Below are 23208 nucleotides of genomic sequence, written 5' to 3'. Positions count from 1 at the left end.
GCGGGCGGGTTGGCCTGTTCGGCCGGCTCACCGTGGCGGGCACCGGCTGTGCGTCCTCCGGTTTCGCACAGTTGCCCGCGCCCCCGACGGGACGTCGGGGGCGCGGGCACTGACGACGGGGTGCTGCTGAAGGCCGCTCTTTGAAAACTGAAGAGAGGTCAGAGCGGGGCGACTTGTTCGCCGGTGGAGGCGAGGTGGATGGTGATGGCCTCGACGGGGCAGAAGTCGGCGGCTTCGGTGAGGGTGTCGAGGTCGGTGGAGTGCTGGTCGCGGGGTTGGGCGCGGCCGTTGCGGCCGAGGGTCAGGGCGTCGGGGGCGGTGCGGGCGCACTGGCCGGTGCCGACGCAGCGGGTCTGGTCGACGCGGATGGTGAGGTCCTCGTTCACCAGGCGACCTGCAGGGAGAGCGGGCTGCGGGTCATCAGGCCGGTGCGCCAGGAGATGTCGGTGGTGGGCTCGGTGAGGCGGAGTTCGGGGAAGCGGCGGGCCAGGCCGTGCAGGCCGAGCTCGAGCTCCATCCGGGCCAGCCAGGCGCCCAGGCAGTGGTGCGGGCCGGCACCGAAGGTGAGGCTGGGGGTGCCGAGCGGGGCGAAGAGGTCGATGCCCGGCGGGTAGACCTCCGGGTCGTGGTTGGCGGTGCCCGCGTCGGCGGCGACGATGCTGCCGGCCGGGATGGTGACCCCGCCGATCTCGAGGTCGGCGTTGGCGCGGCGCAGCAGGCCCGGGCCGGTGAGGTTGTCGCCGAGCGGGATGGTGCGCAGGGCCTGCTCGGTGGCCTGGACGGCGGCCTCCTGGTCGGCACCGATCCGGGCCCAGGCCTCGCGGTCCTCGTCCAGGAGGTAGACGATGGCGTTGCCGAGGGTGGTCATGGTGGTCTCGTGTCCGGCGAGCACGAGGCCGATCACCAGCATGGTGAGTTGGATCTCGGAGGCGCCGCCGGTCTCGTCGGCGGCGAGCACCAGGCTGGAGACGAGGTCGTCGCCGGGGTTCTTGCGGCGCTCGAGCACGAGTTGGTAGCCGAAGGCGCCGAACTCCTGCATGGCCTGCTGGATCTCCTCCGCCGTGTAGGCGGTGGCGGAGAGCGCGTGCTCGCTCCAGTCGGCCAGCTTGGTGAGCTCGTTGTGGTCGAGGCCCATCAGGCGGCAGATCACCTGGACCGGGAGCGGCCGGCTGAAGGCGGCGACCACGTCGGCGGGGGAGCCGGAGGCGGCGAGGCCGTCGATCAGGTCCTCCACCACGGAGGCGACCCAGGGGCGCCAGCGTTCGATGGCACGCGGGGTGAAGGCGCGTTGGACGGTGCGGCGCAGGGCCTGGTGCTCGGGCCCGTCGATGTTGAGCAGGGTGTCGGGGGCGTCCAGGATGTTCGGGATGACGGTCACGGGCGGGGCGCCCGGAGCGTAGAGGGAGGCCCGGTCGAGCCGGGGGTCGGTGAGGGCCTGCCGGACGTCGGCGTGCCGGGTGACCACCCAGACCGGGGTGCCGGTGGGGAGCGCCGCGAGCCGGGGCGGCCCGGGTTCGGCGTGGCGCAGGCAGTGCAGCGGGATGAGCGGGCCGCCGGCTGGTGCCTGGCTCTGCTCGACGGTCATTCTGCGACTCCTCGTGGTCGGCCGGACGCGCCCTGCGACGGCAAGGCCCGGTAATCCCGACCGTAGGCCCGGCCGCCGTCCGCAGGTAGGGCGCGAACCGGCCAACACTGATCCCTTTCAGGCCAGTTGGCGCCCCGTTGGGGAGGCGTCCGAACATCCGTCGCAGCGGTGCGGCCGCAGCCGGACCAGGCCGCGGCCACACCGGGGAGCTCAGACCCCGGTCTCGGCAGCGAGCCGGCCGGAGCGGATCGCCGCGAGCAGCTCGGCGTGGTCGGCTTCGGTGCGGTCCGCGTAGGCCACGGCGAAGGCCGCGACCGCCTCGTCCAGCGCCTCGCCCCGGCCGCAGTAGCCGGCCAGCACGGCGGCGTCGGCGGTGTGGGTGTGGGCCCTGGCGAGCAGCGCGCCGGTCAGCCGGCCGTAGTCGTCGAGCTGGCCGGGGAGCAGGGCGGCCGGGTCGACGCTGCCCTTACGGTTGCGGAACTGCCGGACCTGGTAGGGGAGTCCGTCCACCGTGGTCCAGCCCATCAGCGGGTCACTGACCACCTGCATCCGCTGCTGGCCGAGCACCACCCGGCGCCCCTCGTGGGCGACCGGGGCGTGCAGCGGGTAGCCGGCCCTGGCCAGGTGCGGGAGGAGCACGGAGGGGCGGGCCTCCTTGACCTGGAGCACCAGGGGCTCGTCCCGGCGGTCGAGCAGCAGCACGACGTAGCTACGGGTGCCGACGCTGCCGGTGCCGACCACCCGGAAGGCCACGTCCTGCACGTGGTAGCGGGCGAGGAGCGGGTGCAGGTCCTCCGGCACGGTGTCCCGGTAGCCGGCCAGTGCGGCGGCCACCGCCGTGGCCTGCCCGTCCGTCACCTCGCGGAGCACCGGTGGCGAGGCGGTGAAGCGCCAACGGCCGTCCTCGGTCCGGACGGTGGACTTGGCGGCGAACTTCGCGCTGGTGTTGTGCAGGGCCTTGGCCGCCACCGGGCGGAGCACCTCGGTGAGCTCGTGGGCGTCGGCGAAGGCCACCAGGTCGCCGTCCGGGGTGGCGTGCCAGGCGTCCTGGGCAGGCATCCGGGCCAGCAGACGGACGGTGCGGCGGTACGCGGCCGCGGCGTCGGCCGCGGCCCGGCGGCAGCTCGCCTCGTCGGCCCCGGCCTGGCGGCCGGCCAGGACCAGGCTCGCGGCCAGCCGCTTCAGGTCCCACTCCCAGGGCCCGGTCACCGTCTCGTCGAAGTCGTTGATGTCGATCGCGAGCCGGCCGCGGGAGTCGCCGTAGAGCCCGAAGTTGGCCGCGTGGGCGTCGCCGCACAGCTGAGTGGTGAGCCCGGTGGTCGGGGTGGCGGCGAGATCGCAGGCCATCAGACCGGCCGAGCCGCGCAGGAAGGCGAACGGCGAGGCGGCCATTCGTCCCACCCGGATCGGCACCAGCTCGGGCAGCCGCCCGGTGTTCGCGGCTTCCACGGCGGCCACCACGCTCGGCCGATCGGTGGGCGGCTCGAACTCGGCGTGCGCCGCCCGGGGCACCTTGAGCCGCAGCAGCTTGCCCTCCCGTCGCGCTCCGCGCTCCGGCGGCCAGACGCCGAACCCCGGTACCGGGTACCCGCGTACGCTCTCCGCCACCCGGGCCTCCCTCCGGTCGCCGTCGACGGGCCACAGCGTAGTACCCCCGTGCTCGCGTCCGAACGAGTGCCGGGTCGGCGGTGCGTCCGGCGGTCGTTCCGGTCGCCGCTCCGACCGCCCGCCCGGCTGCTCCTGCGGCCGCCGAGCGGGTCTCGCCGGTCGCCGACCGGGCTTCGCTCACTCATCAGCGGTGCGCTCCGGAGCGGGTTCGGCCTGGCGGTGAGCCGGTCGGGCCTCCTCGGCGCCGGCGCCGCTCCTCGTAGCGTGCCGGGGCATCGAGGATCCAGGACCAGGCCTGGCGGTCCGCGATCGGGCCGATCCGGGTGGCGCCGGCGAGGCAGCGGGGATCGTCCCGTTGGGCCAAGCCGGAGACCGCCCAGATCCGGGTCACCTGCCGGGCGTCGTCCAGCAGGGCGGCCAGGGCGTCGGCCACCGCGGGCTCCTGGTGCGCGCTCTCGGCCAGCTGGTAGCCGGCGACGGCGCGGACCTCGGCATCGGCGTCCTGGGCCAAGGTGAGCAGGGCCGCCAGTCCGGCGGGGGTGAAGGTCCGCCGGGCCGGGTGGTCCGGAGCGGTGCAGTCCAGCGCCGACGGTACCCGGGCCCGCACCGACGGGGACGGATGCGAGAGGTAGGAGAGGCCGAGGGGCTCGATCCTCGGGTCCTCGTGGTGCGACAGGCCGGCCAGGAGTTCGGCGAGCACCTCCGGCCGGTCACCCGCAGCCGCCCAGTCGAGCAGGAGCTCTCGGGTGGGGCGCTCGAATGGGGTGGGGAGGTCGGCGATGAGGTCCGCGAGGTTGAGGGAGACCAGGACCTCCACCCCGAACCGGCGGTGCACCGGGTCCGGGTGAGCGCGCAGGGCCGCCGCGCCCGCCCAGGTCTCCTCGTCATGCCGGGCGGCCAGGGTCTCGACCAGCTCCGACCAGGAGGCGTGCTCGTGGTCGGGATGCTCCAGGGCGCCGGCCCGGTCGGCCAACTCGGTGACGGTCGGGCACAGTCCGAAGCTCCGCTCCAGGAGGGCGAGGACACCGGTGTGGCCGTCCCGGACGGTCAACCCGCCGAGGCGGAGCTCGTGGTAGTCGGTGAACCAGAGTGGATCCCGGACGCGGACCGGTGCGACGGGCTCCACACTGCCGGTCGACTGCCGCAGCATGGCCACCGCACCGGTCTCGTGCCACTGGCGAGCGCGGGCGAGCAGTTCCGCGCGGGCGGAGCCGTGGAGCGACGGGGGCTCGTCGAGGAGCGCGCGGACGAGGCCGACCGAGCCGCTGTCGACGGCCCGGAGCAGCGGTGTGGTCCCGTCAGGGAGGCGACGGGACGCGTCGGCACCGCCGGTCACCAGGTGGCCGGCCACCGAGGCGTCGAACGCGGCGACCGCCAGGCAGAGGACGGGGAGGCCGTGCTCGTCGAACGTCTCCGGATCCGCACCGTCCTCCAGCAGGATCCGCACCGCGCCCTCGTCGCCACGGCGCACCGCCTCGAGGAGTGGATCCCCGGCGCGGCCCGCCCCTACGGGTAGTGGATCCCCTGCCACGCTCACCTCCGCGGAACTTCGGGCTGACGACGGATCCACCGGACGATAGCCGAAGGGCGTTGCGCATAGCATGCGGGTATGGCCCACGACCTCTCCGCGCTCGACGCCGGATACCTGGAATTCTGGCGCGAGCGCCACCTCTGCACCCTCACCACGCTGCGCCCGGACGGTTCGCCGCACGTGGTGCCGGTCGGGGCGACCTACGACCCGCAGACCCGGACGGCTCGGGTGATCAGCGACGCCGCGAGCCGGAAGGTGCGGAACGTGCTGGCGGCCGGGGAGGCCGGCGTGCGGGTGGCGCTCTGTCAGGTGGACCGGGCCCGTTGGTCCACGCTGGAGGGAGTGGCGCGGGTGCGGGCCGACGCGGAGTCGGTGGCCGAGGGCGAGCGGCGGTACGCCGAGCGGTACAAGGAGCCCCGGGTGAACCCCAACCGGGTGGTCATCGAGATCACGGTCGACCGGGCGCTCGGCCGGGCCTGAGCCGGAGCGGGCCGTCACCCGAGGTCGGGGTCGCACGCCCTGACCGGAGCGGGTGAGGGCGTGACGTGAGGGGCAGGGGCTGCGTTTATCGAGTGTTGAGCCGGGCTGGGAAGGATGGCGCTGTCCTCGTCGAGCGTCGTCCGTCGACCACCACCCGGCCACCCTCGCTCCCGGCCAGCCCCGAAAGCAGACGCCCAGTCATGTCGCAGCCCTACGCCGCCCAGTACCTCGACCACGCCGACACCCAGCGCTTCCAGTTGCTGCTCGACCGGTTGGCAGCCTCCCTGGAGGCCGACCGGCGGGCCGTGGAGCGGGCGGCCGCCGAGGCCGAGGCGACGGTGGCGGCGGCCGTGGGGATGGGTCAACTCCCCGCATAGCGCGGCAGATCGGTCACGACCTGCACCCGAACGGGCGACAGGGCGTCAATCCTTTAACAGCCCGCGCTACAGCATGCGCCTGCCCCCGGCGGCGTGACGCACCCCACACTGGGCCAACTCTGCTTCGGCGGAGCCCGATCAGGCAGCCCAGTGCTCAGGGAGCGAATCCATGCCCGTCCCGCCGCCCTCCGTCGCGGACACCTCCGCCACCGCCGCCCCGCCCGAGGTCCAACGCCTGAAGGCGAATTCGGTCGGTCTGGCCGGGGTGGTCTTCATGGCGCTGGCCACCGCCGCCCCGATCACCGCGATGACCGGCAACCTGCCGGTGATCGTCGGCGGCGGCAACGGCGTGCACGCGCCCGCCGGGTTCCTCTTCGTGACCCTGGTGCTCACCGTCTTCACCATCGGGTACGTCTCGATGGCCCGGCACATCACCACTGCCGGAGCGTTCTACGGGTTCGTCTCGCACGGCCTCGGCCGGGTGGCCGGAATGGCCTCCGGGCTGCTCGCGGTGCTCGCCTACGTGGTGTTCGAGGCCTCGATCGTCGGCATCTTCGCCTACTTCGCCCAGCAGGCCTTCGCCGCCCAGTTCGGCGTGCACTGGGCCTGGCAGGTGTTCGCGCTGGCGATGCTGGCGATCACCGCAGTGCTCTCGTACTTCGACCTGGAGGTGGCCTCCAAGGTGCTGGGCGCCTTCCTGGTCGGCGAGGTGCTGATGCTGGTGCTGCTGGCCGGCTCGGTGCTGGCGCACGGCGGCGGCCCCGGCGGCCTGCACCCGGGCACGCTCAACCCGACCGGGGCCTTCGCGGGCGTCAACGCCGGGGTGGGTCTGTTCTTCTGCTTCTGGTCCTGGATCGGCTTCGAGTCCACCGCGATGTACGGCGAGGAGTCGCGTGACCCGAAGCGGATCATCCCGCGCGCCACGCTGGCCGCCGTGCTGATCCTCGGCGTGCTCTACACCTTCGTCACCTGGATGGTGCTCTCCGCCAACGGCCCGACCCAGTCGCTCACCATCGCGGGCGGCACCAACCCGCTGGACCTCTTCCTCGCCCCCGCGCAGACCTACCTCGGGCACTGGGCCGTGGAGGCCTTCCAGTGGCTGATGTGCACCAGCGCCTTCGCCTGCGGCCTGGCCTTCCACCAGTGCGCCGCCCGGTACCTCTACGCGATCGGCCGGGAGGGCTTCCTGCACCCGGCGCTCGGCCGCACCCACCCCAAGCACGGTTCGCCGCACCTGGCCTCGTTCACCCAGACGGCGATCGCCCTGGTCATCGTGGGCGGCTTCTGGGCGGCCGGCCAGGACCCGTACGTCAGCCTCTACACGCTCACCGCGATCCTCGGCACGCTGGCGCTGCTGGTGGTGCAGACGCTCTGCTCCTTCGCCGTGATCGTCTACTTCCGCCGTCACCACCCCGAATCCCGGCACTGGTTCCGCACCTTCACCGCCCCGCTGCTCGGCGGGCTCGGCATGCTGGCCGCGATCGTGCTGCTGGTGGTCAACATGGACACCGCCGCGGGCGCCGCCTCGAAGATCTTCTTCTTCAAGCTGATCCCGTGGATCGTCGGCCTGGTCTTCGCCGGGGGCATCGCGCTGGCCCTGTGGATGCGGGCCCGCCACCCGGAGAAGTACGAGGTCATGGGCCGCCTGGTGGTCGAGGACGCCCAGGAGCGCGAGGACGCCGAGGAGCACGAGGACACCCAGGACCGCATCACCGTCTGACCCCGCTCCGCCCCCACCGATCGAGAGGACCTACCCCCACATGGCTCGCTCTCCGCTCGCCCGTCACCTGCAGCGGTACCTCACCGACCGGGCGACCGCCGAACGCCTCGCGCTGCCCGTCGAGGAGTACCGAGGCCTGCGCGACGAGGCCCGCGCCGAACCGGACGGCCCGTCCCGCCGCGCGCTGCTCACCCGGGCCGCGGCCCTCGGCATCGGCCTGACCGCCGTGGCCCGGGCGCCCCGGGCCCGGGCCGCCGACACCATGTACCACCACGGGGGGCCCACCCCTCGGGTGGCCATCATCGGCGGTGGCATCTCCGGCCTGAACGCCGCGCTGACCCTGGCCGACAAGGGGGTGAGCTCCACCGTCTACGAGGCCAACCCCACCCGCCTCGGCGGCCGGATGTACTCCGGCGGCGGCCCGCTCAACCCGGGCCTCTGGGACCAGGGACAAGTCTCCGAGTACGGCGGAGAGTTGATCGACACCGGCCACCACGCGATCCTCCAGCTCTGCCAGCGCTTCGGCCTCCGGACGGTGGACGTGCTCTCCCCGGCGCCCGCCGGCTCCGACCAGATCCTGCGCTTCCAGGGCGACTACTACCCGCACGCCCAGGCCGACGACGACTTCAAGGCCATCTGGCAGGTGCTCAAGACTGATGCCCGGAACGGCGGCTCCTCGCCGACCTGGGACAACCACACCGCCGGGGCCGTCACGCTCGACCAGCTCTCGATCCGGGACTGGATCAACTCCAGGGTGCCCGGCGGGGTTTCGAGCCGTCTCGGCTCCTTCCTCGACGTGGCCTACAACGTCGAGTACGGCGCCGACACCACCGCGCAGTCCTCCTTCGCGCTGATCCAGATGCTCTCCGCCCAGTCCAACCCCGGCAGCTTCAGCATCTGGGGATCCTCCGACGAGCGGTACCACATCGTCGGCGGCAACGACCAACTCCCCTACGCCATAGCCGGAGCGCTCCCGGCAGGTACCGTCCGGCAGGGCCACACGCTGACCGCCGTGACCCGCAACGCCGACGGCACCCAGACCCTGAGCTTCGACCTGGACGGCGGCGGCACCAAGACCGTCACCGCCGACCACACCATCCTCGCCGTGCCGCTGCCGATCCTGCAGAAGCACATCGACCTGAGTGGAGCCGGGCTGGACGCCCGGATGCGCGGAGTGCTCGCCCACATGACCATGGGGTACTGCACCAAGCTCAACATGCAGTTCACCAGGCGCCCTTGGCAGGGCACCGGCCCCTGGCCCGGCGTCTCCAACAGCGAGTGCTTCGCCGACCTGCCGTTCCAGCAGGCCTGGGACGCCACCCGGGGCCAGGCCGGCACCGGCGGCATCCTGATCCAGTACGGCGGCGGCTCGCTGGCCGGCGGCCTCCAGCCGCCGCGCGCCTTCACCGACGCGAGCACCCCGTACACCCGCACCCTGGCCGCCACCTACCAGGCCCAGATCGACCAGGTCTGGCCCGGCACCAGCGCGGTGTGGAACGGCCGGGCCACCCTCTCGGCCTGGCACCTCAACCCGTACTCCTACGGCGCCTACTCCTACTGGCCGGTGGGCTACCTGACCACCTACGCGGGCTACGAGGGCACCGCGCAGGGCAATCTGCACTTCGCGGGCGAGCACACCTCGTACGACTTCCAGGGCTACATGAACGGCGGCGCGACCGAGGGTGCCCGGGCGGCCGGGGAGGTGCTGGCCGCGATGGGGCTCTGAACGACGGCTCCGGAGGGGCGCCGCGCGGCCGTCCGGTGACCGCTTCAGGTCTCCGACGGCCGCTGCCCAGGCCGGTGTTGGCGTAAACCGGTCAAGACGCCCGTCCTCCGTCGGGTGGTCGCCGTGCCTCACGTACGCTCTGGGGGCTCCGGTGCGGAGCGTGAGCGGAAGGCGGTCGATGAACACCGACGGGGGATGGCAACTGACCGGGACGGGGTGGGCGCCGGCGCTCCACCGCCTGCCCGAGATCCGGCCGGGGGTGATCCCGCTGCGCCCGCTCGGCGTCGGCGACATCATCGGCGGGGTCTTCACCACGCTCGGCCGCTGCACGAAGGCCGTCTACCTGCCCGTGCTGGCCGCCGCCGGGGGAGCGGTCGGCCTGCTCGGCCTGGCCTTCGGCGCAGTGGCCTTCGCACTGCGGGACAGCGAGGGCGGCGTGGCGGGCCGGTCACTCACCCGGCTGCCCCGACTCACGTGGCTCACCGACGGGGAGACGGCCGGGCTGGCCACCCCGGCTCTGGTCGCCCTGGCGGTCTCGCTGGTCTGCCTGGCCGTGCTGTACGCCGTCTCCTACAGCACGGCCACCACCGTGGTGCGGTACGCGGTGATCGGACAAGAGGTGACGGCCCATCAGGTATGGCAGGAGGCCAGGCCGTTCCTCGGTCGGGTGGTCCTCGCCCAACTCCTCGCGGGGCTGGCCAGTCTGGTGGTGCTGGCGCTCTCCGCCCTGCCTGCCGGCCTGCTCGGGTTGCTGGCCGGGGACGGCCGGTTCGCGGAGTTCGGGCTCGCACTGGTGGTGCCCGGGTTCGCCGTGGCGGGGTACGTGCAGGTGCGGCTCGCCCTGCTGGTGCCGGTGGTGGTGCTGGAGAACCTCTCCGCCACGCACGCCGTCCGGCGGGCCTGGTGCCTCAACAAGGGCGCGTGGTGGCGGAGCCTGGGCGTGCCGTACGTGGTCGGGATGGTCGCCTCCACCGCGACGCAGGTGCTGGTGCTGCCCTTCGCGGTCTGCGGCACCGTGGTGCTCGCGGCCGGTCGGGTCAGCGCACTGAGCCTCGCCCTCGGCGGCATCGTCACCGGCGTCGGCCTGGTGCTCGGCCTCGCCGTGGCCCTCCCGCTCACCCCCGTCGCCAACGGCCTGCTCTACATCGACCGCCGGATCCGCCGCGAGGACTACTCCACCCTCCTGGTCGCCGAGGCCGGCCTCTCCTGCTGGGGCAGCCCCGCCCCCGCCCCGGGTTAGGCTGCCCGGGCAGGGCACGGTACAGAGAGGGCGGGCTCGGCGTGGTCATCGCGGAGGAGACGGAGTTCGACCCGGCGGAGGTCCTCGCGCTGTACGAGGCGGCAGATGTCGGGCTTCGGTCTGCCGAGGGTTCGCTAGCGCCGGGGTGGGAGGAACGGGCTCCGCTGGTCCCGCCATCAGGGCGACGGGGTGTGGGGCCGGCTCGGGTCGGGGCAGCCGCAGCTCTCCGGCCGGCGGCGGGGGCCGTGCGGGTGCCCCGTCCGGGGTGACTCGCCGCACTGTCAACTCCTCTCGGCGGGCTAGGCGGTGCCCCGGAGGGCGGTGCCGTTGAGGAGGAGCAGGGCTACGTCCAGGAGGGCTAGGGCCAGGGCTGCGGTGAAGGGGCGGCGGCCCGGGAGGGGGAGGGCGGTGGTGGTGGCCAGGGCGGCGGGGGCGAGGAGGGTGGCCGGGGGGAGGGTGCTGGTGGGGGTGAGGAGGAGGACGGCCGAGGCGGTGAAGAGGGTGGTGGCGGCGAGGAGGCGGGTGAGGGCCGGGCCGAGGCGTTGGGGGAGGCCGCGGATGCCGGTGCGCAGGTCGTCGGCGATGTCCGGGAGGACGTTGGCCGCGTGGGCGCCGATGCCGAGGAGGGCGCCCGCCGCGATGGCCCGGGCCGGGGTGGGGCCGCCGAGGGCGAAGACGGGGAGCAGGCCGAAGGCGAGGGCGTAGGGGAGCCAGGACCAGAGGGTGCGCTTGAGGCCGAGGTTGTAGGCCCAGGCGGCCGCTACGCCCAGCAGGTGGGCCGCGCCTGCGGCGAGCCCGGAGGCGGCCAGGGAGAGCGGTAGGCAGGCCGCCAGGGCGCCGCCCGCCGCCAGCGTGACGAGTTCGGGGCGGGCCGCGCCGGTGACCAGGGGTTTGTCGGTGCGTCCGGTGGCCAGGTCGCGGCCGAGGTCGGCCCGGTCGTTGCACCAGCCCACCGAGAGCTGCCCGGCCAGCACCGCGAGGCCGACCAGCGCCGAGCTGCCCGGGCCGCGGCCGGCGCCCGCCGCCAGGGCCGTGGCCACCACCGTGACGGCCGCCGCCGGGGCGGGGTGGGCGGCGGCGAGCAGACCGAGGAAGCTGCGCGCCGGGGTGGGCGCGGGTGCGGTGGTGGGGGCGAAATGCCGGGGAGTCACCATAACCCGATGGTGGCTCAGACTGTGCCTATTCTGGACGAATGACGCGAATCGCCGCCGTCCACGGAGTGTTGCCGCCGCACCGCTACGAGCAGCGCGAACTCACCCGGGCACTCGCCGGGCTCTGCCTCCCGGAGAACGGGAGCGGGAGCCGGAGCAGAGGAGGGACCGGCGCGGAGCGGGCGCTGCTGGCGCGGCTGCACGCGGCGGCCGGGGTCGAGGCCCGGCACCTGGTGCTGCCGATCGAGGAGTACGCGCGGGTGCGGGGCTTCGGGCAGGCCAACGACCTGTACCTGGAGCACGGGTCGGAGTTGGCCGAGAAGGCGTTGACCGGGGCGCTGGCGGCGGCCGGCGTCGCGGCCGAACAGGTCGACCTGGTGGTCTCCACCTCGGTGACCGGGATCGCCGCCCCCTCGCTGGAGGCCCGGCTGGCCGCCCGGATCGGCCTGCGCCCGGACGTGCGGCGGCTGCCGCTGTTCGGCCTCGGCTGCGCGGGTGGCGCGGCTGGGCTGGCCGCGCTGCACGAGCACCTCAGCGGGCACCCCGAGCAGACGGCCGTGCTGCTCAGCGTCGAGCTCTGCTCGCTCACCCTCCAACGCGGCGACACCAGCCCGGCGGGCCTGATCGCGAGTGCGCTGTTCGGGGACGGCGCGGCCGCGCTGGTCGCGGTCGGCGACCGAGTGGCGGTCGGCTCGGGCATGGCGGTCGGCGGTCAAGTCGGGGGCGGTGGAACGAGGGTGGTGGCGGCCAGGAGTCGGCTCTACCCCGGGACGGAGCAGGCGCTCGGCTGGCAGGTGGGGGACACCGGCTTCCGGATCGTCCTGGGAGCCGAACTCCCCGAGCTGGCCGGGCTGCACGTGGTGGAGGAGATCGAGTCCTTCCTCGCCGGGCACGATCTCAAGCCCGGAGAGCTGGCCGCGTGGATCTGCCACCCGGGCGGCCCGAAGGTGCTGGACGCCCTGGCGGAGGGGCTCGGGCTGGCGGACAACTGCCTCGCGCCCTCGAGGCGTTCGCTCGCCGAGGTCGGGAACCTGTCCTCCGCCTCGGTGCTGCACATCCTGCGGGACACCCTCGCGCAGGGCCCGCCCCCGCCGGGGAGCGCCGGGCTGATGGTCGCGCTCGGGCCGGGCTTCAGCTCCGAACTCGTCCTGCTGGGTTGGTAGTCGCCATGGGAGCGTATCTCGCCTTGGTGCTGCTCACCGCCGTGGAACGGTTGGTGGAGCTCGTGGTGGCCCGTCGGAACGCCGCCTGGAGTCGAGCCAGGGGCGGTGTCGAGCACGGGCCCGGCCACTACCCCGTGATGGTGCTGCTGCACACCGGTCTACTGGTCGGCTGCCTGCTCGAACCGCCCTTGACGGCAAAGCCGTTCATCCCGTGGCTCGGCTGGCCCATGCTGGCCGTGGTCCTCGCGGCGCAGGGCCTGCGCTGGTGGTGCATCCGCACCCTCGGGCCGCGCTGGAACACCCGGGTGATCGTGGTGCCCGGCCTGCCGCTGGTCGCCGCGGGCCCGTACCGGCTGCTGGCCCACCCCAACTACTGCGCCGTGCTGGCCGAGGGCGTGGCCCTGCCGCTGGTGCACACCGCCTGGCTCACCGCGACGGTGTTCACCCTGCTCAACCTCCCGCTGCTCGCGGTGCGGCTGCGCTGTGAGAACGCCGCGCTGAGCCAGGCGGTGGCGGCATGAGCGCGCCGTGGGACCTGCTGGTGGTCGGCGGCGGGCCGGCCGGGCTGGCCACGGCCGTGTTCGGGGCGCGGGCCGGGCTGAGCGTCGCGGTGGCCGAGCCGAGGCCGACGCCGGTGGACAAGGCCTGCGGGGAGGGGCTGATGCCCGGGGCGGTGCGCGCGCTGGGCGAGTTGGGGCTGAGCCTGCCCGGCCGGCCGCTGCGCGGGATCCGGTACCTCGACCCGCGGCACCAGGCCGAGGCGCGGTTCACCGCCGAGCCCGGCCTCGGCGTCCGCCGCACCGAGCTGCACCGAGCGCTCGCCGCCCGGGTCGGCGAACTCGGCGTGCCCGTCCTGGAGTCGAAGGTGAGCGAGGTCCGGCAGGACGACCGGCTGGTGACCGCCACCACCGCGGGAGGCGCCGTGCTCACCGCACGCCACCTCGCGGCCGCCGACGGCCTGCACTCGCCGATCCGGCGCCGACTCGGCCTGGCCGCACCCGAGTCGGGCCCGCCCCGGTACGGCCTGCGCCGCCACTACCGGATCGCCCCGTGGACGGACTGCGTCGAGGTGCACTGGTCGCCGCAGGCCGAGGCCTACGTCACCCCGCTCGCCGCCGACCTGATCGGCGTCGCGCTGCTCACCGGCCGCCGCGCCCCGTTCGAGGAACAGCTGGCCGCCTTCCCCGCGCTGCGCGAGCGGCTGAGCGGGCCGGCCCAGACGCCGGTGCGCGGGGCCGGTCCGCTGCGGCAGCGAGTCCGGGCCCGGGTCAGCGGGCGGGTGCTGCTGGTCGGCGATGCGGCCGGGTACGTGGACGCGCTGACCGGCGAGGGCATCTCGCTCGCGCTGAGCGGCGCCGCCGCCCTGGTCGAGGCCGTCCGCACCGGCCGCCCGGCGGGCTACGAACGCGCCTGGCGCCGGGCCACCCGCCGTCACCGGCTGCTCACCGCCGCCCTGCTCGGCCTGCGCGGCCACCCGTTCACCGCACCGCACCTGGTGCCCGCCGCCGCCCGGCTGCCGGGCGTGTTCAGCGGGATCGTCAACCACTGGTTGGTCTGAACCCCGAGGGGCCGACGGTGCGTCGGCGGCCGGCGCCGGCGGCGTCAACTCGGCAACGATCGGAACGGGTCTGCGCGAGCGGCTCCCGGAGGGGTGGGTTCCCCGGCACCATGGGGGTGAGCGACCCGGTGACGGGGGTCAGCCGGGGTCAACGGTGACGGGGGTCAGCGGTGGCAGTGACGGAACGGCCCGAGGTACGGGGGAGCGGGGCCGAAGCGGCGGACCTGCTCGGGGCGGCGGTCTACGGGGGAGCGGTGCTGCTGCTCGACTGGTGGCTCTGCACCTTCGTCTGGCGGGGCTACCGCCTGGCGGTGGACACGGGATGGGGCGGCGGACTGCCGCCCGAGCAGCTGCGGGCCGCGGTCGAGGACACGGCGCTGCTCCTCGCGCTGGTGCTGTTCGGCCTGGCCGCCGGAGCGTGGGCGGCCGGCCGCCGGACCACCGGGGCGCGGCGCGGGCGGTACGCGGCGGCCGGGGCGTTGGCGATCCAGGTGGTGCTGCCGGTGGTGCTCGCCTCCCGGCTGTAGGCGCGGTGCCCCCTCCCGGCGGTGAGGGGGCTTGAGCAGCGAGGATTCGTCTGCGTTTCACCGGCCGGTCGAACTCCTGTCCTGACGATGCGTTAGCCTCGCGGACGGTGGCACGCCTGCCACCGGCACATGACGGAGGAAGAAGACCCATGCGCAGTGCGGTGAAGGGCCTGACGGCCATCCTGCTCAGCTCGCTGCTCGCGATACCGGCCGCCGCCGGCACCGCTTCGGCCACCACCTCGGTGCGCGGCCTGGAGATCGGCGTGCCCGCGTACGTCTGGCCGGGCGACCCGATGCTCACCGACCTGACGGCGGCCACCCCGGCCGCCTCGATCGCCATCCTCAACCCCGGCAACGGCGACACCGCCTTCGACGCCTCCTGGCAGGCCCAGGCCGACACCGTGCGCCAGGGCACCCCGGCCGCCGGCGGCCACACCAAGGTGATCGGCTATGTCCACACCGACGGCGGGGGCCGATCGCTGGCCGCCGTCGAGGCCTCGATCGACAACTACCTCAAGACCGCCGACAAGCGTCTGCACGTGGACGGCATCTTCTTCGACGTGGTCGCCCGCGACTGCGGCACCAACAACAGCCTGCGGGACTACTACCTCACGCTGCGCCAGTACGTGCAGACCACGATGAACGCGATCGACCCGAACGCCGCCGAGCTCGTCGTCGACAACCCGGGCACCGCGATCGCCGACTGCTACCTGGAGGCCGGCCACCGCACCGCCGACACCTTCGTCACCTACGAGGGCACCTACGCCGACTACACCGGCACCGGCTGGCTCGGCGGCAACACCTTCAACTCCACCGCCGGCTACTACTCGGGCGCCTCCTTCGACCCGAGCGGCACCGCCTTCTGGCACCTCGTCTACGGCGTGCCGAACTCCACCGCGATGAACACCGCGCTCACCACCGCCTTCAACCGCGGCGCGGGCTACGCCTACGCCACCGACGCGGGCATGCCCAACCCCTGGAACGTCAGCCCGTCCTGGAAGTTCACCGCCCAGACCGCCTACGCCGCCACCATCGGCTGAGTCCGCCATCGCGCGCCGGTCGGCGGTCCGAGGCACCACCGACCGGTCGCCGTCCCTACTGGAGGATGTTGACCGCGCGGGCCACCACCAGCAGGACGGTGAGCAGCGAGACCGCCGACTGGAGGATCATCAGCAGCTTGGCCCAGGCCGAGAGCGGCATGGTGTCGGTGGGTGAGAAGGCCGTCGCGTTGGTGAACGCGACGTAGAGGTAGTCGAGGAAGCCCGGCTCCCAGTCGGGCGGCGCGATGCCGTCGGTCTGCATCTGCGGGAAGAGGAAGTCGGGGTAGGCGTGTTCGCCGGCCGCGCGGGCGGCCGGGCCGCCCCGGTCCCACTCCCAGTACCAGAGGGCGAAGGCGATCACGTTGGTGGCCCAGACCGCCCCGCCGGTGCCGAGCAGCGCCAGGGCGTTGGGCGCCCCGGTGGAGTGCAGCAGTTCGCGCACCAGCGTCACCGCCGACCACCCGTTGGCCAGGCTGATGGCGGCGGTCAGGCTGATGCTCAGGGTGCGCAGCAGCCGGGAGCGGCGGTCCAGGCGCCGGTGCGGGTGGAAGGCGAAGAGGGCGGCCACCAGCAGGAGTTCGAGCGCGGGCAGCAGCCAGTGCGGCCGCACGGTGAGCCGGGCGGGGAGGAAGAGCTGGAGCGCCACGGCCGTGAGTACGGCGGCCATCGCGGCCCAGCGCTGCTCACCCTCGGTCTGCTGCCGCCAGGCAGGCAGGCCGGCGGAGTCGGTGGTGCCGGCGCCGGGTGCGGGCTTGCCGGCGGAGGTCGGAGCGGGGTCGTTCATGACGGTCATTCTGGCGGACGGCCGTCCGGGGGCAGGGGCGGCCCCGGCCGTCGGCGGAGGTCACGAATGTGTCTACGCGCGTCACGAGATGTTCACCGCACGGTACTTCTGGGCGCTTCCGAGCCGGTGCTGTCATGGACGCACCCGCCCGGCCTCACCCCGCCGGGCCTTCTCCCTGGAGTGCCCGATGAGATCCGTGCACCGTCGCCTCGCCGTGTCGACCACCGCCCTCGTCCTCGCCGCCGGCGGCTTCGTCTCCGGTACGGCCCACGCCGTGACGGCCGCGCACAGCGCCGCCGGGGTCACCGCCCACACCGCCTCGCCCGCGCTGCTCGCGACCTGCTCGCAGGACTACCTGCCGCTGCCCGACCCGTCCTGTACGCCCGGTGCGCTCAACCCGAGCGTCACCCAGGACACCATCTACTCGACCATCTGCGTGTCGGGCTGGACGGCCACCGTGCGCCCGTCGACCACCTACACCAACAAGCTGAAGGTGCAGGGCATAGCCGCCTACGGCTACAGCGACACCAACCTCTCGGACTACGAAGAGGACCACTTCATCCCGCTGGAGCTCGGCGGCGCGCCGAAGGACCCGGCCAACCTGTGGCCGGAGCCGCACTCCGGCTCGGCGACCTCCTCGCAGAAGGACGGCGTGGAGACCAAGCTGAAGAACGCCGTCTGTGCGGGCAAGGTGCAGCTGGCCGACGCGCAGGACGCCATCGCCACCGACTGGACGACCGCGCTGGCCACCCTCGGCCTCTGAGCCGGAAGCCCGCAGGGCGGGCCGCCGGTAGGGTGAACTCGCAAAGTAAGCAGACCGGTTGGAGATCACGGCGGCTGACGGTCTATCGTCTTGACCATGCCCTCCACCGAGTCGAGCACTCACCCCGCACCCGGCGCGTCCGCCCAGGGCGACACCGGCGCCGTGCCGCCCACCGAGCTGATCCGGATCGTCTCCCGGTCCTCGCCGATGGCGCTGGCCCAGGTGGAGCGGGTCCGGGCGGAGCTGGCCCGGCTGCACCCGGGGATCCGCACCGAGGTGGTGCCCGTCACCACCTCGGGCGACCGCTGGATGGGTGATCTGGCCAAGCTCGGCGGCAAGGGGGCGTTCACCAAGGAGGTGGACGCCGCGCTGCTGGCCGGCGAGGCCGACCTGGCGGTGCACTGCGTCAAGGACGTGCCCGCCGACCGGCCGCTGCCGGCCGGCACGGTGTTCGCCGCGTTCCTCAAGCGCGACGACGTGCGGGACGCGCTGGTGCACCCCGCCGGGCTGACGCTGGACCAGCTGCCCGCCGGCACCCGGATCGGCACCTCCTCGGTCCGCCGGATCGCCCAGCTCTCGGTCTCGCACCCGCACCTGGACTGCGTGCCGATGCGCGGCAACGCCAACCGGCGGCTGGAGAAGCTGGCGGCCGGCGAGGCCGACGCGCTGCTGCTCGCGCTCTCCGGGCTGCAGCGGATCGGCGAGACCGAGCGGATCTCCGAGGTGCTTTCGGTGGAGACGATGTGCCCGCCGATCGGCGCCGGGGTGCTCGCGCTCCAGTGCCGCGAGGAGGACACCACCACCATCGCCGCCGTCACCGGCCTCGGCGACTCCGACGCCTGGCGGGAGACCACCGCCGAGCGGATGCTGCTGCACGTGCTCCAGGGCCACTGCAACTCGCCGATCGCCGGCTACGCCCGCGCCGAGCGGGACGGCCGGCTCTCGCTGCGGGCCCGGGTGTTCACCCCGGACGGCAAGACCGTGCTGGACGCCCACGAGTGGGCGGGCCCGCTGGACCCGGCCACCCTGGGCACCTCGGTGGCTGTCGCGCTGCTTCGGCAGGGGGCGCGGGAGCTGATCGACACCATCCCGCACTGAGCGGCGGGGCGGCCGGTCAGCCCTCGACGGCCATCCGGATGCCGAGCAGGAGCAGCACCCCACCGGAGACCTGCTCCAGCCGACGCCGCACCTCCACCCGGGAGACGACCGCCCGCAGCCGGGCCACGAACCACACGTACAGCCCGTACCAGCCGATCTCGAAGACCGCCCAGACGGCGGCCAGCCCGATCATGCTCGGCAGCGCCGGGGCGCCCTGCGGCACGAACTGCGGGAGGAAGGACATCGCGAACACGGCCGCCTTGGGGTTGGCCAGGTTGAGCAGCAGGCCCGATCGGTACGAGGCGAGGCCGGAGCGCTCCGGCTCGGCCGTCGCCCCGGCGGGGTCGGCCTCGGCCGTTGCCCTGGCGGGGTCGGCCTCGGCCGGGTGTCCGCGCCGGGAGTCGAGCAGGGTCCGGATGCCGAACCAGACCAGGGTCACGGCCCCGACCACCCGCATGAGGTCGTAGGCCAGCTGCGAGGCGGTGAGCAGCGCCGTCAGCCCGCAGGCGGCCACCACGCCCCAGACGAACACCCCGGTCTCGTTGCCGAGCACGGTGAGGAAGCCGGCCCGCTTGCTGCGCAGCGACTGTCGGATGATGAGCATGGTGCTGGGGCCGGGGGAGGCCGCGATCAGCGCACAGGCGCCGAGGAAGGGGAGGAGCGTACTCAGCATGGGCCACATGGTGCGATTCGCCGTCCGCGCTGTCCACGGCTTTTCCCGGAGGATCAGGACGGAGCGGGCGGCGGGGCAGTGGGCGGGGGGCAGTCGAGCCGGGCGGCGATGAGGCGGGCGCAGTCCGCCGCCGAGCGGTGAGTGGTGTCCACCTCCAGGTCGTAGACCAGCCCCCGGTGCACCGACTCCGCCTGGTCGGCGGCCATGCCCGTGAACCGGTCGCCCCGGGCCGCCTCGCGGGCGGCGGCGGTGGCGGCCGCGCAGCGCACCCCGACCCAGAGCACCGGCAGGCCGCGCAGGGCCTGCTCCCAGCGCTGCCGGGAGGCCGGGCCGCCGAGGAAGACCTCGTCCAGCACGATCCGGGCGCCGGCTCGGGCCATCGCGGCGAGGCCCGCGATCCAGGCCGCCTCCAGTTCGCGGAAGGTGGGGCCGACGGCGACCGTGCCGTCCGGGCCGATCTCCAGCCCGGCGGAGCCGTCCCGGACGGTGGGCGGCAGTGCCTCGATCAGGGTGTCGACGCCGAAGGTCAGCCACGGGCGCGGGAGTTGGGTCTGGAGGGCCCGGGCGATGCTGGACTTGCCGGAGCTGGAGCCGCCGTTGAGGATGATCAGCCTAGTCGTCATGGTGCCACGGTAGGCGGCTCGGGCGGGGCCGGGCGGCGGTGTTCGGGGCGGGTGAGGAGGAAGACGGCGGCCAGTGCCATCAGGGCGGCCATGAGGAGCAGTAGCAGTCGGTAGTCGGTGACGGCGATCAGCGCGGCGCCGAGGGCGACGGCCACCGACTGCGGGGTGGAGAGCAGCAGGCCGAGGGCGGCGTCGGTGCGTCCCATCAACTCTGCTGGGGTGCGGCGCTGGAAGAGGGTCATGATGCCCACGTTGAGCCAGGGCATGCTGGCGCCGAGCAGGGCCGAACCGGCCAGCACGGCGGGGGTGGAGGAGGGGGTGAGGAGGAGGAAGGCGAGCGTGCCGCAGGCCAACCCGAGGGCCACCAGTCGGCCTTCGCCGTAGCGGCGGACCAGCGCACCGGCCGTCAGCCCGGCCGCGATCGCGCCCACGCCCTGCACCGAGACCAGCACGCCGAGGAAGGTGTCGGGTCGGTGCAGGCCCTTGGCCACCACGGCGAAGAAGACGGTCTCGCAGAGCCCGAAGGCCGTGACCGCGAGCGCGCCGGCCAGGGCGAGTTGGCGCAGCGGGCGGGTGCGGCCGATGTGGCGGGCCCCGGCGGCGGCCTCGGCGAGCCAGTGCCGCTCGCTCGGCACCGGCCGGTCCTCGCGGATCCGGACGGCGGCCAGCGCGGCGACGGCCACCAGGAAGGTCAGCACGTCCCCCAGGATCACCGGGGTGGCCCCGAGGGTGGCGAGCAGACCGGCGCCGAGCAGCGGGGTGACCAGCCGCATGCCGGACTGGGCGGTCTGCAGCGCGCTGTTCGCCCCGGCGAACAACTCCTCCGGGAGCATGCTCTGTTGGAGCGCCACCTGGGCCGGGCCGAGCACCCCGGCGGAGACCCCGTAGCCGAACATCACCAGGTGGACCAGCCAGACCTGGTCGCGGTCGTGCACGAGCAGCAGGAGCAGCACCAGCGCGGCGGTGGCCAGGTTGGCGGCGATCAGCAGCGGCCGCCGGCGCAGCCGGTCGGCGAGCACCCCGCCGAGCGGCCCGGTCAGCGTGCCGAGGGTCAGCATGAAGAAGGCCAACCCGGCCGCCGAGGCGCTGCCGGTCAGCATCTTGACCCAGATGCCCATCGCCAGCCAGAGCGCCGAATCCCCGAAGGTCGACAGGATCTGCCCGGCCAGGAAGAGCCTGGCGTTGCGGTGCCCCCACAGTCCGCGCATCAGCCACGGCCCCCCGTACGTCTGTTCGTCCCACGCATGGGGCGAGACAGTACGTGTGCGTCCACGGGCTCGGCAAGGCCGGTGGGAGGGATGCCTGATAGATCAGCAGATGTCCGTGGGCAGGCCGGTGATCAGGCCAGTGAGCAGGCCGCTGATCAGGCCTGGAAGCCGACGTGCACGTGGTCGTGGTGGGTGTCGTCGGAGAAGAACTGGTTGGCGGTGGCGCCGCCGGAGAGCTGACGGGGGCCGCCGACGTTGTACGAGCCCGCGCGGGCGGCGGCCCGCATGAAGCCGTCGACCAGGTCGGTGGGGGTGGCGGGGTCGACCACCGGGTGGCCCTCGATCCGCCAGACGTCGAAGGCGCGGCCCAGCGGGTGGTCGCTGGGCCGGTCGGTGCCGAACACGTCGATCGGGTGGCCCGAGCGGACCACGCTCACCGTGAACGCGTACGTGCGGGCGAGGGCGAGCATCGCGTCGAGCACGCTGTCGTGGACGGCCCCGCTCGCGATGTCCGCGCGGGCGCCCGGGGGTAGTTCGATCCCGCCCGCCGTCAGCACCCGCCGCGCGGCGTCGGTCAACTGCGCTGCGGGCGGCCCGGGTTGACCGGGGTGCAGCTCGGTCACCGTCCAGCGCGGCCGGGCCCGGCTGAGCCGAACGTCCACCGTGGTGCCGCCGGAGGAGACGGTGGTCGGGGAGCCGGCGGTCATGGTGGTCTGCTCGCAGATCACCAGCACGCTGGCGCTGTCGGCGAGCAGCCCGCCGTACTGGGCGTAGCGGACCCGCAGCACGGCGGCCTCGGCCGGGGGCCGGAGCGGACCGGCCTGGCCGGCCAGCGCCGGGTCCAGCCCGAGCGCGCTGACGGCCGCGCCCGCCTGCGCGGCGCCGCCCGTCCCGGCGGGCCAGCTGCCGAGGGCCTCGACCAGTTGGACGGCCCGGAGCTTCACGTCCGGCTGCAACTCGCCGGGCCCGGGGGTCCAGGGGGCGGCGGCGGGCAGCGCGGGCCCGCTCGCGGAGGGTGGAGCGGAAGCGGAGGGCGGCCCCGGGACGGAAGGGGTACTCGAGGCGGTTCCGGAGGCCGGGGAGGAGGGGGAAGGCGGGGATGAGGGCGCGCTCGTCGACCGGGTGGCCGAGCAGCCGGCCGCGCCGGTCAGGCCGAGGGCGCCGGCCGCCGCCGCACCCCGGAGGAACACCCGCCGTGCCGCCGCAGTCATGCACCCCAGGGTGGTGCCGGGGGCCGCTGCGGCGGCGTTGCCCGTGCCGGGGAGTCACCCGGACGGACCGTCAGCTGTGCTTGAAGGTCACCGAGAAGGCGTTGCCGCCGGAGAGGCCGGAGGTGGCCGCCTTGGTGGTGGAGCCGGAAGCCATGGTGATGGCGTCGGGGCTGAAGTTGCCGATGGCCTGGCCGTTGGCGGTGGCGTTGGTGAAGGAGACCTTGCCGAAGTTGGTGAGCGGGAGCACGCCGCTCGAGCTGGAGGGGGCCTCGGCGATGATCTCGGCGGAGGCGAGGGCGGCGTTCTTGAGCGACTTGTTGACGGTGCGGGTCCACCCCTGGGTGGAGTCGGTCAGCGTGAGGGTGAAGCTGCCGCTGCCGTTGGTGGTGATGGTGGAGTTGAAGTGGTCACCGGGGCGGACGGTGTTGCTGTAGTTCACCGGGTAGGCGGGGTACATCTCGTACCAGGCGTAGTACTGCGGCTGGCCGCTGGAGCAGTCCACCTCGGAGCCGGTCTGCTCCACCGAGTTGCTGCCGTCGCCGTCGAGGCCGATCCAGAAGCTCGACCAGGTGGAGGTGCCGGTGCAGGTCGCGGCGGGCTGCACCCAGCTGGCGCTCACGCTGGTGAACCTGGCGCCGGTCGCCGCGTAGCCGGACCAGTTGCTGCTGGTGCTGTGCAGTACCGCGCCGTGCGTCCCGGCCAGGTGCGGGGCGACCCCGTTCGGGATCATCGGGGCCTGGAGCGAGCCGGGGGCGGCGGCCACGGCCGGGGCGGCGGAGGCGAGCACCGCGAGCAGGGCGGCGGCGAGGGCGGGGGTGCGGCGGCGGGGTGCAGCTGACATGGGCTACTCCGTAGGTGGGGGTGAGGGAGCGCGGGTCGGCCGGACGGTCCGTCAGAGTCGACCGGAGCCGGGCTCGTTGACCGCGTGCCGACAACGTTAGGTGTCGATCGGCCCAGGAGACGTCAAAGAGGAGGCAAATATTCGACGGGTCGCCGTGTGCGCCGAGGGGAGGTTCGGCCCCCGTCGGGTGGAATCAGTTCGACGTGTTCCGTTCAAGCAATCGTTGCCCGACCATGGGGGAACACGACGCCGGGTGCCCCCATGCTGCTTCACGGCAGTACGCCTACGCGCGTAGCTACGG

Annotated in this window: 23 protein-coding genes; 12 read left to right on the top strand and 11 right to left on the bottom strand. The window is 73.9% G+C overall.

Annotation, left to right across the window (positions count from 1 at the left end):
* Positions 1-158: 158 nt before the first annotated feature.
* From CFP65_RS00685 to CFP65_RS00670, 4 genes are all read right to left on the bottom strand, one after another.
* Positions 159-386, bottom strand: a complete 228-nt coding sequence (locus CFP65_RS00685) for a ferredoxin (protein ID WP_254552141.1) — start codon at positions 384-386, stop codon at positions 159-161.
* Positions 383-1585, bottom strand: a complete 1203-nt coding sequence (locus CFP65_RS00680) for a cytochrome P450 (RefSeq protein WP_104814253.1) — start codon at positions 1583-1585, stop codon at positions 383-385. The genes CFP65_RS00685 and CFP65_RS00680 overlap by 4 nt, the downstream gene beginning before the upstream one ends.
* 210 nt (positions 1586-1795) lie before the next feature.
* The gene (locus CFP65_RS00675) at positions 1796-3193 is read right to left on the bottom strand and encodes a DUF2252 domain-containing protein (protein ID WP_371682340.1); all 1398 of its coding nucleotides are present in this window, start codon (positions 3191-3193) and stop codon (positions 1796-1798) included.
* Between the two features lie 184 nt (positions 3194-3377).
* Positions 3378-4664 carry an ankyrin repeat domain-containing protein gene (locus CFP65_RS00670; RefSeq protein WP_104814252.1) on the bottom strand — a complete coding sequence of 429 codons (1287 nt, stop codon included), beginning with the start codon at positions 4662-4664 and terminating at the stop codon, positions 3378-3380.
* A 138-nt stretch (positions 4665-4802) separates the two neighbouring features.
* Here CFP65_RS00670 and CFP65_RS00665 point away from each other — a divergent pair, with 138 nt between their 5' ends.
* The 5 genes from CFP65_RS00665 (at position 4803) to CFP65_RS00650 (ending at position 10267) form a co-directional block, all read left to right on the top strand.
* Complete coding sequence (locus tag CFP65_RS00665) at positions 4803-5204, top strand: TIGR03618 family F420-dependent PPOX class oxidoreductase (protein ID WP_104814251.1); 402 nt, start codon at positions 4803-4805, stop codon at positions 5202-5204.
* Positions 5205-5404: 200 nt separating this feature from the next.
* Positions 5405-5581, top strand: a complete 177-nt coding sequence (locus tag CFP65_RS38600; protein WP_158701952.1) for a hypothetical protein — start codon at positions 5405-5407, stop codon at positions 5579-5581.
* A 169-nt stretch (positions 5582-5750) separates the two neighbouring features.
* Positions 5751-7301, top strand: coding sequence for an APC family permease (locus tag CFP65_RS00660; protein WP_104814250.1), 1551 nt, complete (start codon positions 5751-5753; stop codon positions 7299-7301).
* Positions 7302-7341: 40 nt separating this feature from the next.
* Positions 7342-9027 carry an NAD(P)/FAD-dependent oxidoreductase gene (locus tag CFP65_RS00655; protein WP_104814249.1) on the top strand — a complete coding sequence of 562 codons (1686 nt, stop codon included), beginning with the start codon at positions 7342-7344 and terminating at the stop codon, positions 9025-9027.
* Between the two features lie 178 nt (positions 9028-9205).
* The gene (locus CFP65_RS00650) at positions 9206-10267 is read left to right on the top strand and encodes a hypothetical protein (protein WP_104814248.1); all 1062 of its coding nucleotides are present in this window, start codon (positions 9206-9208) and stop codon (positions 10265-10267) included.
* A 299-nt stretch (positions 10268-10566) separates the two neighbouring features.
* Here CFP65_RS00650 and CFP65_RS00645 read toward each other — a convergent pair whose 3' ends face one another.
* Positions 10567-11421, bottom strand: coding sequence for a UbiA family prenyltransferase (locus CFP65_RS00645; RefSeq protein ID WP_104814247.1), 855 nt, complete (start codon positions 11419-11421; stop codon positions 10567-10569).
* A 38-nt stretch (positions 11422-11459) separates the two neighbouring features.
* Here CFP65_RS00645 and CFP65_RS00640 point away from each other — a divergent pair, with 38 nt between their 5' ends.
* From CFP65_RS00640 to CFP65_RS00620, 5 genes are all read left to right on the top strand, one after another.
* Positions 11460-12581, top strand: coding sequence for a type III polyketide synthase (locus tag CFP65_RS00640; protein WP_104814246.1), 1122 nt, complete (start codon positions 11460-11462; stop codon positions 12579-12581).
* A gap of 5 nt (positions 12582-12586) precedes the next feature.
* Positions 12587-13102: an isoprenylcysteine carboxyl methyltransferase family protein gene (locus tag CFP65_RS00635; protein WP_104814245.1), complete on the top strand. Its 516-nt coding sequence runs from the start codon at positions 12587-12589 to the stop codon at positions 13100-13102.
* Complete coding sequence (locus CFP65_RS00630; protein WP_104814244.1) at positions 13099-14139, top strand: NAD(P)/FAD-dependent oxidoreductase; 1041 nt, start codon at positions 13099-13101, stop codon at positions 14137-14139. Before CFP65_RS00635 ends, CFP65_RS00630 begins: the two co-directional genes overlap by 4 nt.
* Before the next feature lie 170 nt (positions 14140-14309).
* A complete protein-coding gene (locus tag CFP65_RS00625) occupies positions 14310-14666 on the top strand; it encodes a hypothetical protein (RefSeq protein WP_158701951.1) in 357 nt (118 codons plus the stop codon).
* Between the two features lie 149 nt (positions 14667-14815).
* The gene (locus tag CFP65_RS00620; protein WP_104814242.1) at positions 14816-15706 is read left to right on the top strand and encodes a spherulation-specific family 4 protein; all 891 of its coding nucleotides are present in this window, start codon (positions 14816-14818) and stop codon (positions 15704-15706) included.
* A 55-nt stretch (positions 15707-15761) separates the two neighbouring features.
* On the opposite strand, the gene CFP65_RS00615 is transcribed toward CFP65_RS00620, so the two are convergent.
* Positions 15762-16490, bottom strand: a complete 729-nt coding sequence (locus CFP65_RS00615) for a DUF1345 domain-containing protein (RefSeq protein WP_104820536.1) — start codon at positions 16488-16490, stop codon at positions 15762-15764.
* 187 nt (positions 16491-16677) lie between these two features.
* On the opposite strand from CFP65_RS00615, the gene CFP65_RS00610 reads away from it, so the two are divergent.
* Both CFP65_RS00610 and hemC read left to right on the top strand, forming a co-directional pair.
* Complete coding sequence (locus CFP65_RS00610) at positions 16678-17253, top strand: hypothetical protein (RefSeq protein WP_104814241.1); 576 nt, start codon at positions 16678-16680, stop codon at positions 17251-17253.
* A 96-nt stretch (positions 17254-17349) separates the two neighbouring features.
* Positions 17350-18351, top strand: a complete 1002-nt coding sequence (gene hemC, locus CFP65_RS00605; RefSeq protein ID WP_371682339.1) for a hydroxymethylbilane synthase — start codon at positions 17350-17352, stop codon at positions 18349-18351.
* A gap of 16 nt (positions 18352-18367) precedes the next feature.
* On the opposite strand, the gene CFP65_RS00600 is transcribed toward hemC, so the two are convergent.
* The 5 genes from CFP65_RS00600 to CFP65_RS00580 all read right to left on the bottom strand — a co-directional run bounded on the left by CFP65_RS00600 (position 18368) and on the right by CFP65_RS00580 (position 22907).
* Positions 18368-19024 carry a LysE family translocator gene (locus CFP65_RS00600; RefSeq protein WP_104814240.1) on the bottom strand — a complete coding sequence of 219 codons (657 nt, stop codon included), beginning with the start codon at positions 19022-19024 and terminating at the stop codon, positions 18368-18370.
* 53 nt (positions 19025-19077) lie between these two features.
* Entirely contained in the window at positions 19078-19647 is a 570-nt protein-coding gene (gene cpt, locus CFP65_RS00595; RefSeq protein WP_104814239.1) for a chloramphenicol phosphotransferase CPT, read from the bottom strand.
* Positions 19644-20855, bottom strand: a complete 1212-nt coding sequence (locus tag CFP65_RS00590) for an MFS transporter (protein ID WP_104814238.1) — start codon at positions 20853-20855, stop codon at positions 19644-19646. Before CFP65_RS00590 ends, cpt begins: the two co-directional genes overlap by 4 nt.
* Positions 20856-21010: 155 nt before the next feature.
* Complete coding sequence (locus CFP65_RS00585; protein WP_104814237.1) at positions 21011-22066, bottom strand: hypothetical protein; 1056 nt, start codon at positions 22064-22066, stop codon at positions 21011-21013.
* A 70-nt stretch (positions 22067-22136) separates the two neighbouring features.
* A complete protein-coding gene (locus CFP65_RS00580) occupies positions 22137-22907 on the bottom strand; it encodes a G1 family glutamic endopeptidase (RefSeq protein WP_104814236.1) in 771 nt (256 codons plus the stop codon).
* Positions 22908-23208: the final 301 nt, after the last annotated feature.

Source organism: Kitasatospora sp. MMS16-BH015, from assembly GCF_002943525.1.
Classification (GTDB): domain Bacteria; phylum Actinomycetota; class Actinomycetes; order Streptomycetales; family Streptomycetaceae; genus Kitasatospora.
This window is presented reverse-complemented; position numbering and strand designations above follow the sequence as displayed.

Bases quoted from the DNA above. Each gene is read 5' to 3' on its own strand.
- CFP65_RS00680 (WP_104814253.1), bottom strand. From the start codon at position 1,585: ATGACCGTCGAGCAGAGCCAGGCACCAGCCGGCGGCCCGCTCATCCCG.
- CFP65_RS00665 (WP_104814251.1), top strand. From the start codon at position 4,803: ATGGCCCACGACCTCTCCGCGCTCGACGCCGGATACCTGGAATTCTGG.
- CFP65_RS38600 (WP_158701952.1), top strand. From the start codon at position 5,405: ATGTCGCAGCCCTACGCCGCCCAGTACCTCGACCACGCCGACACCCAG.
- CFP65_RS00660 (WP_104814250.1), top strand. From the start codon at position 5,751: ATGCCCGTCCCGCCGCCCTCCGTCGCGGACACCTCCGCCACCGCCGCC.
- CFP65_RS00655 (WP_104814249.1), top strand. From the start codon at position 7,342: ATGGCTCGCTCTCCGCTCGCCCGTCACCTGCAGCGGTACCTCACCGAC.
- CFP65_RS00650 (WP_104814248.1), top strand. From the start codon at position 9,206: ATGAACACCGACGGGGGATGGCAACTGACCGGGACGGGGTGGGCGCCG.
- CFP65_RS00645 (WP_104814247.1), bottom strand. From the start codon at position 11,421: ATGGTGACTCCCCGGCATTTCGCCCCCACCACCGCACCCGCGCCCACC.
- CFP65_RS00640 (WP_104814246.1), top strand. From the start codon at position 11,460: ATGACGCGAATCGCCGCCGTCCACGGAGTGTTGCCGCCGCACCGCTAC.
- CFP65_RS00635 (WP_104814245.1), top strand. From the start codon at position 12,587: ATGGGAGCGTATCTCGCCTTGGTGCTGCTCACCGCCGTGGAACGGTTG.
- CFP65_RS00630 (WP_104814244.1), top strand. From the start codon at position 13,099: ATGAGCGCGCCGTGGGACCTGCTGGTGGTCGGCGGCGGGCCGGCCGGG.
- CFP65_RS00620 (WP_104814242.1), top strand. From the start codon at position 14,816: ATGCGCAGTGCGGTGAAGGGCCTGACGGCCATCCTGCTCAGCTCGCTG.
- CFP65_RS00615 (WP_104820536.1), bottom strand. From the start codon at position 16,490: ATGAACGACCCCGCTCCGACCTCCGCCGGCAAGCCCGCACCCGGCGCC.
- CFP65_RS00610 (WP_104814241.1), top strand. From the start codon at position 16,678: ATGAGATCCGTGCACCGTCGCCTCGCCGTGTCGACCACCGCCCTCGTC.
- hemC (WP_371682339.1), top strand. From the start codon at position 17,350: ATGCCCTCCACCGAGTCGAGCACTCACCCCGCACCCGGCGCGTCCGCC.
- CFP65_RS00600 (WP_104814240.1), bottom strand. From the start codon at position 19,024: ATGCTGAGTACGCTCCTCCCCTTCCTCGGCGCCTGTGCGCTGATCGCG.
- cpt (WP_104814239.1), bottom strand. From the start codon at position 19,647: ATGACGACTAGGCTGATCATCCTCAACGGCGGCTCCAGCTCCGGCAAG.
- CFP65_RS00590 (WP_104814238.1), bottom strand. From the start codon at position 20,855: ATGCGCGGACTGTGGGGGCACCGCAACGCCAGGCTCTTCCTGGCCGGG.
- CFP65_RS00585 (WP_104814237.1), bottom strand. From the start codon at position 22,066: ATGACTGCGGCGGCACGGCGGGTGTTCCTCCGGGGTGCGGCGGCGGCC.
- CFP65_RS00580 (WP_104814236.1), bottom strand. From the start codon at position 22,907: ATGTCAGCTGCACCCCGCCGCCGCACCCCCGCCCTCGCCGCCGCCCTG.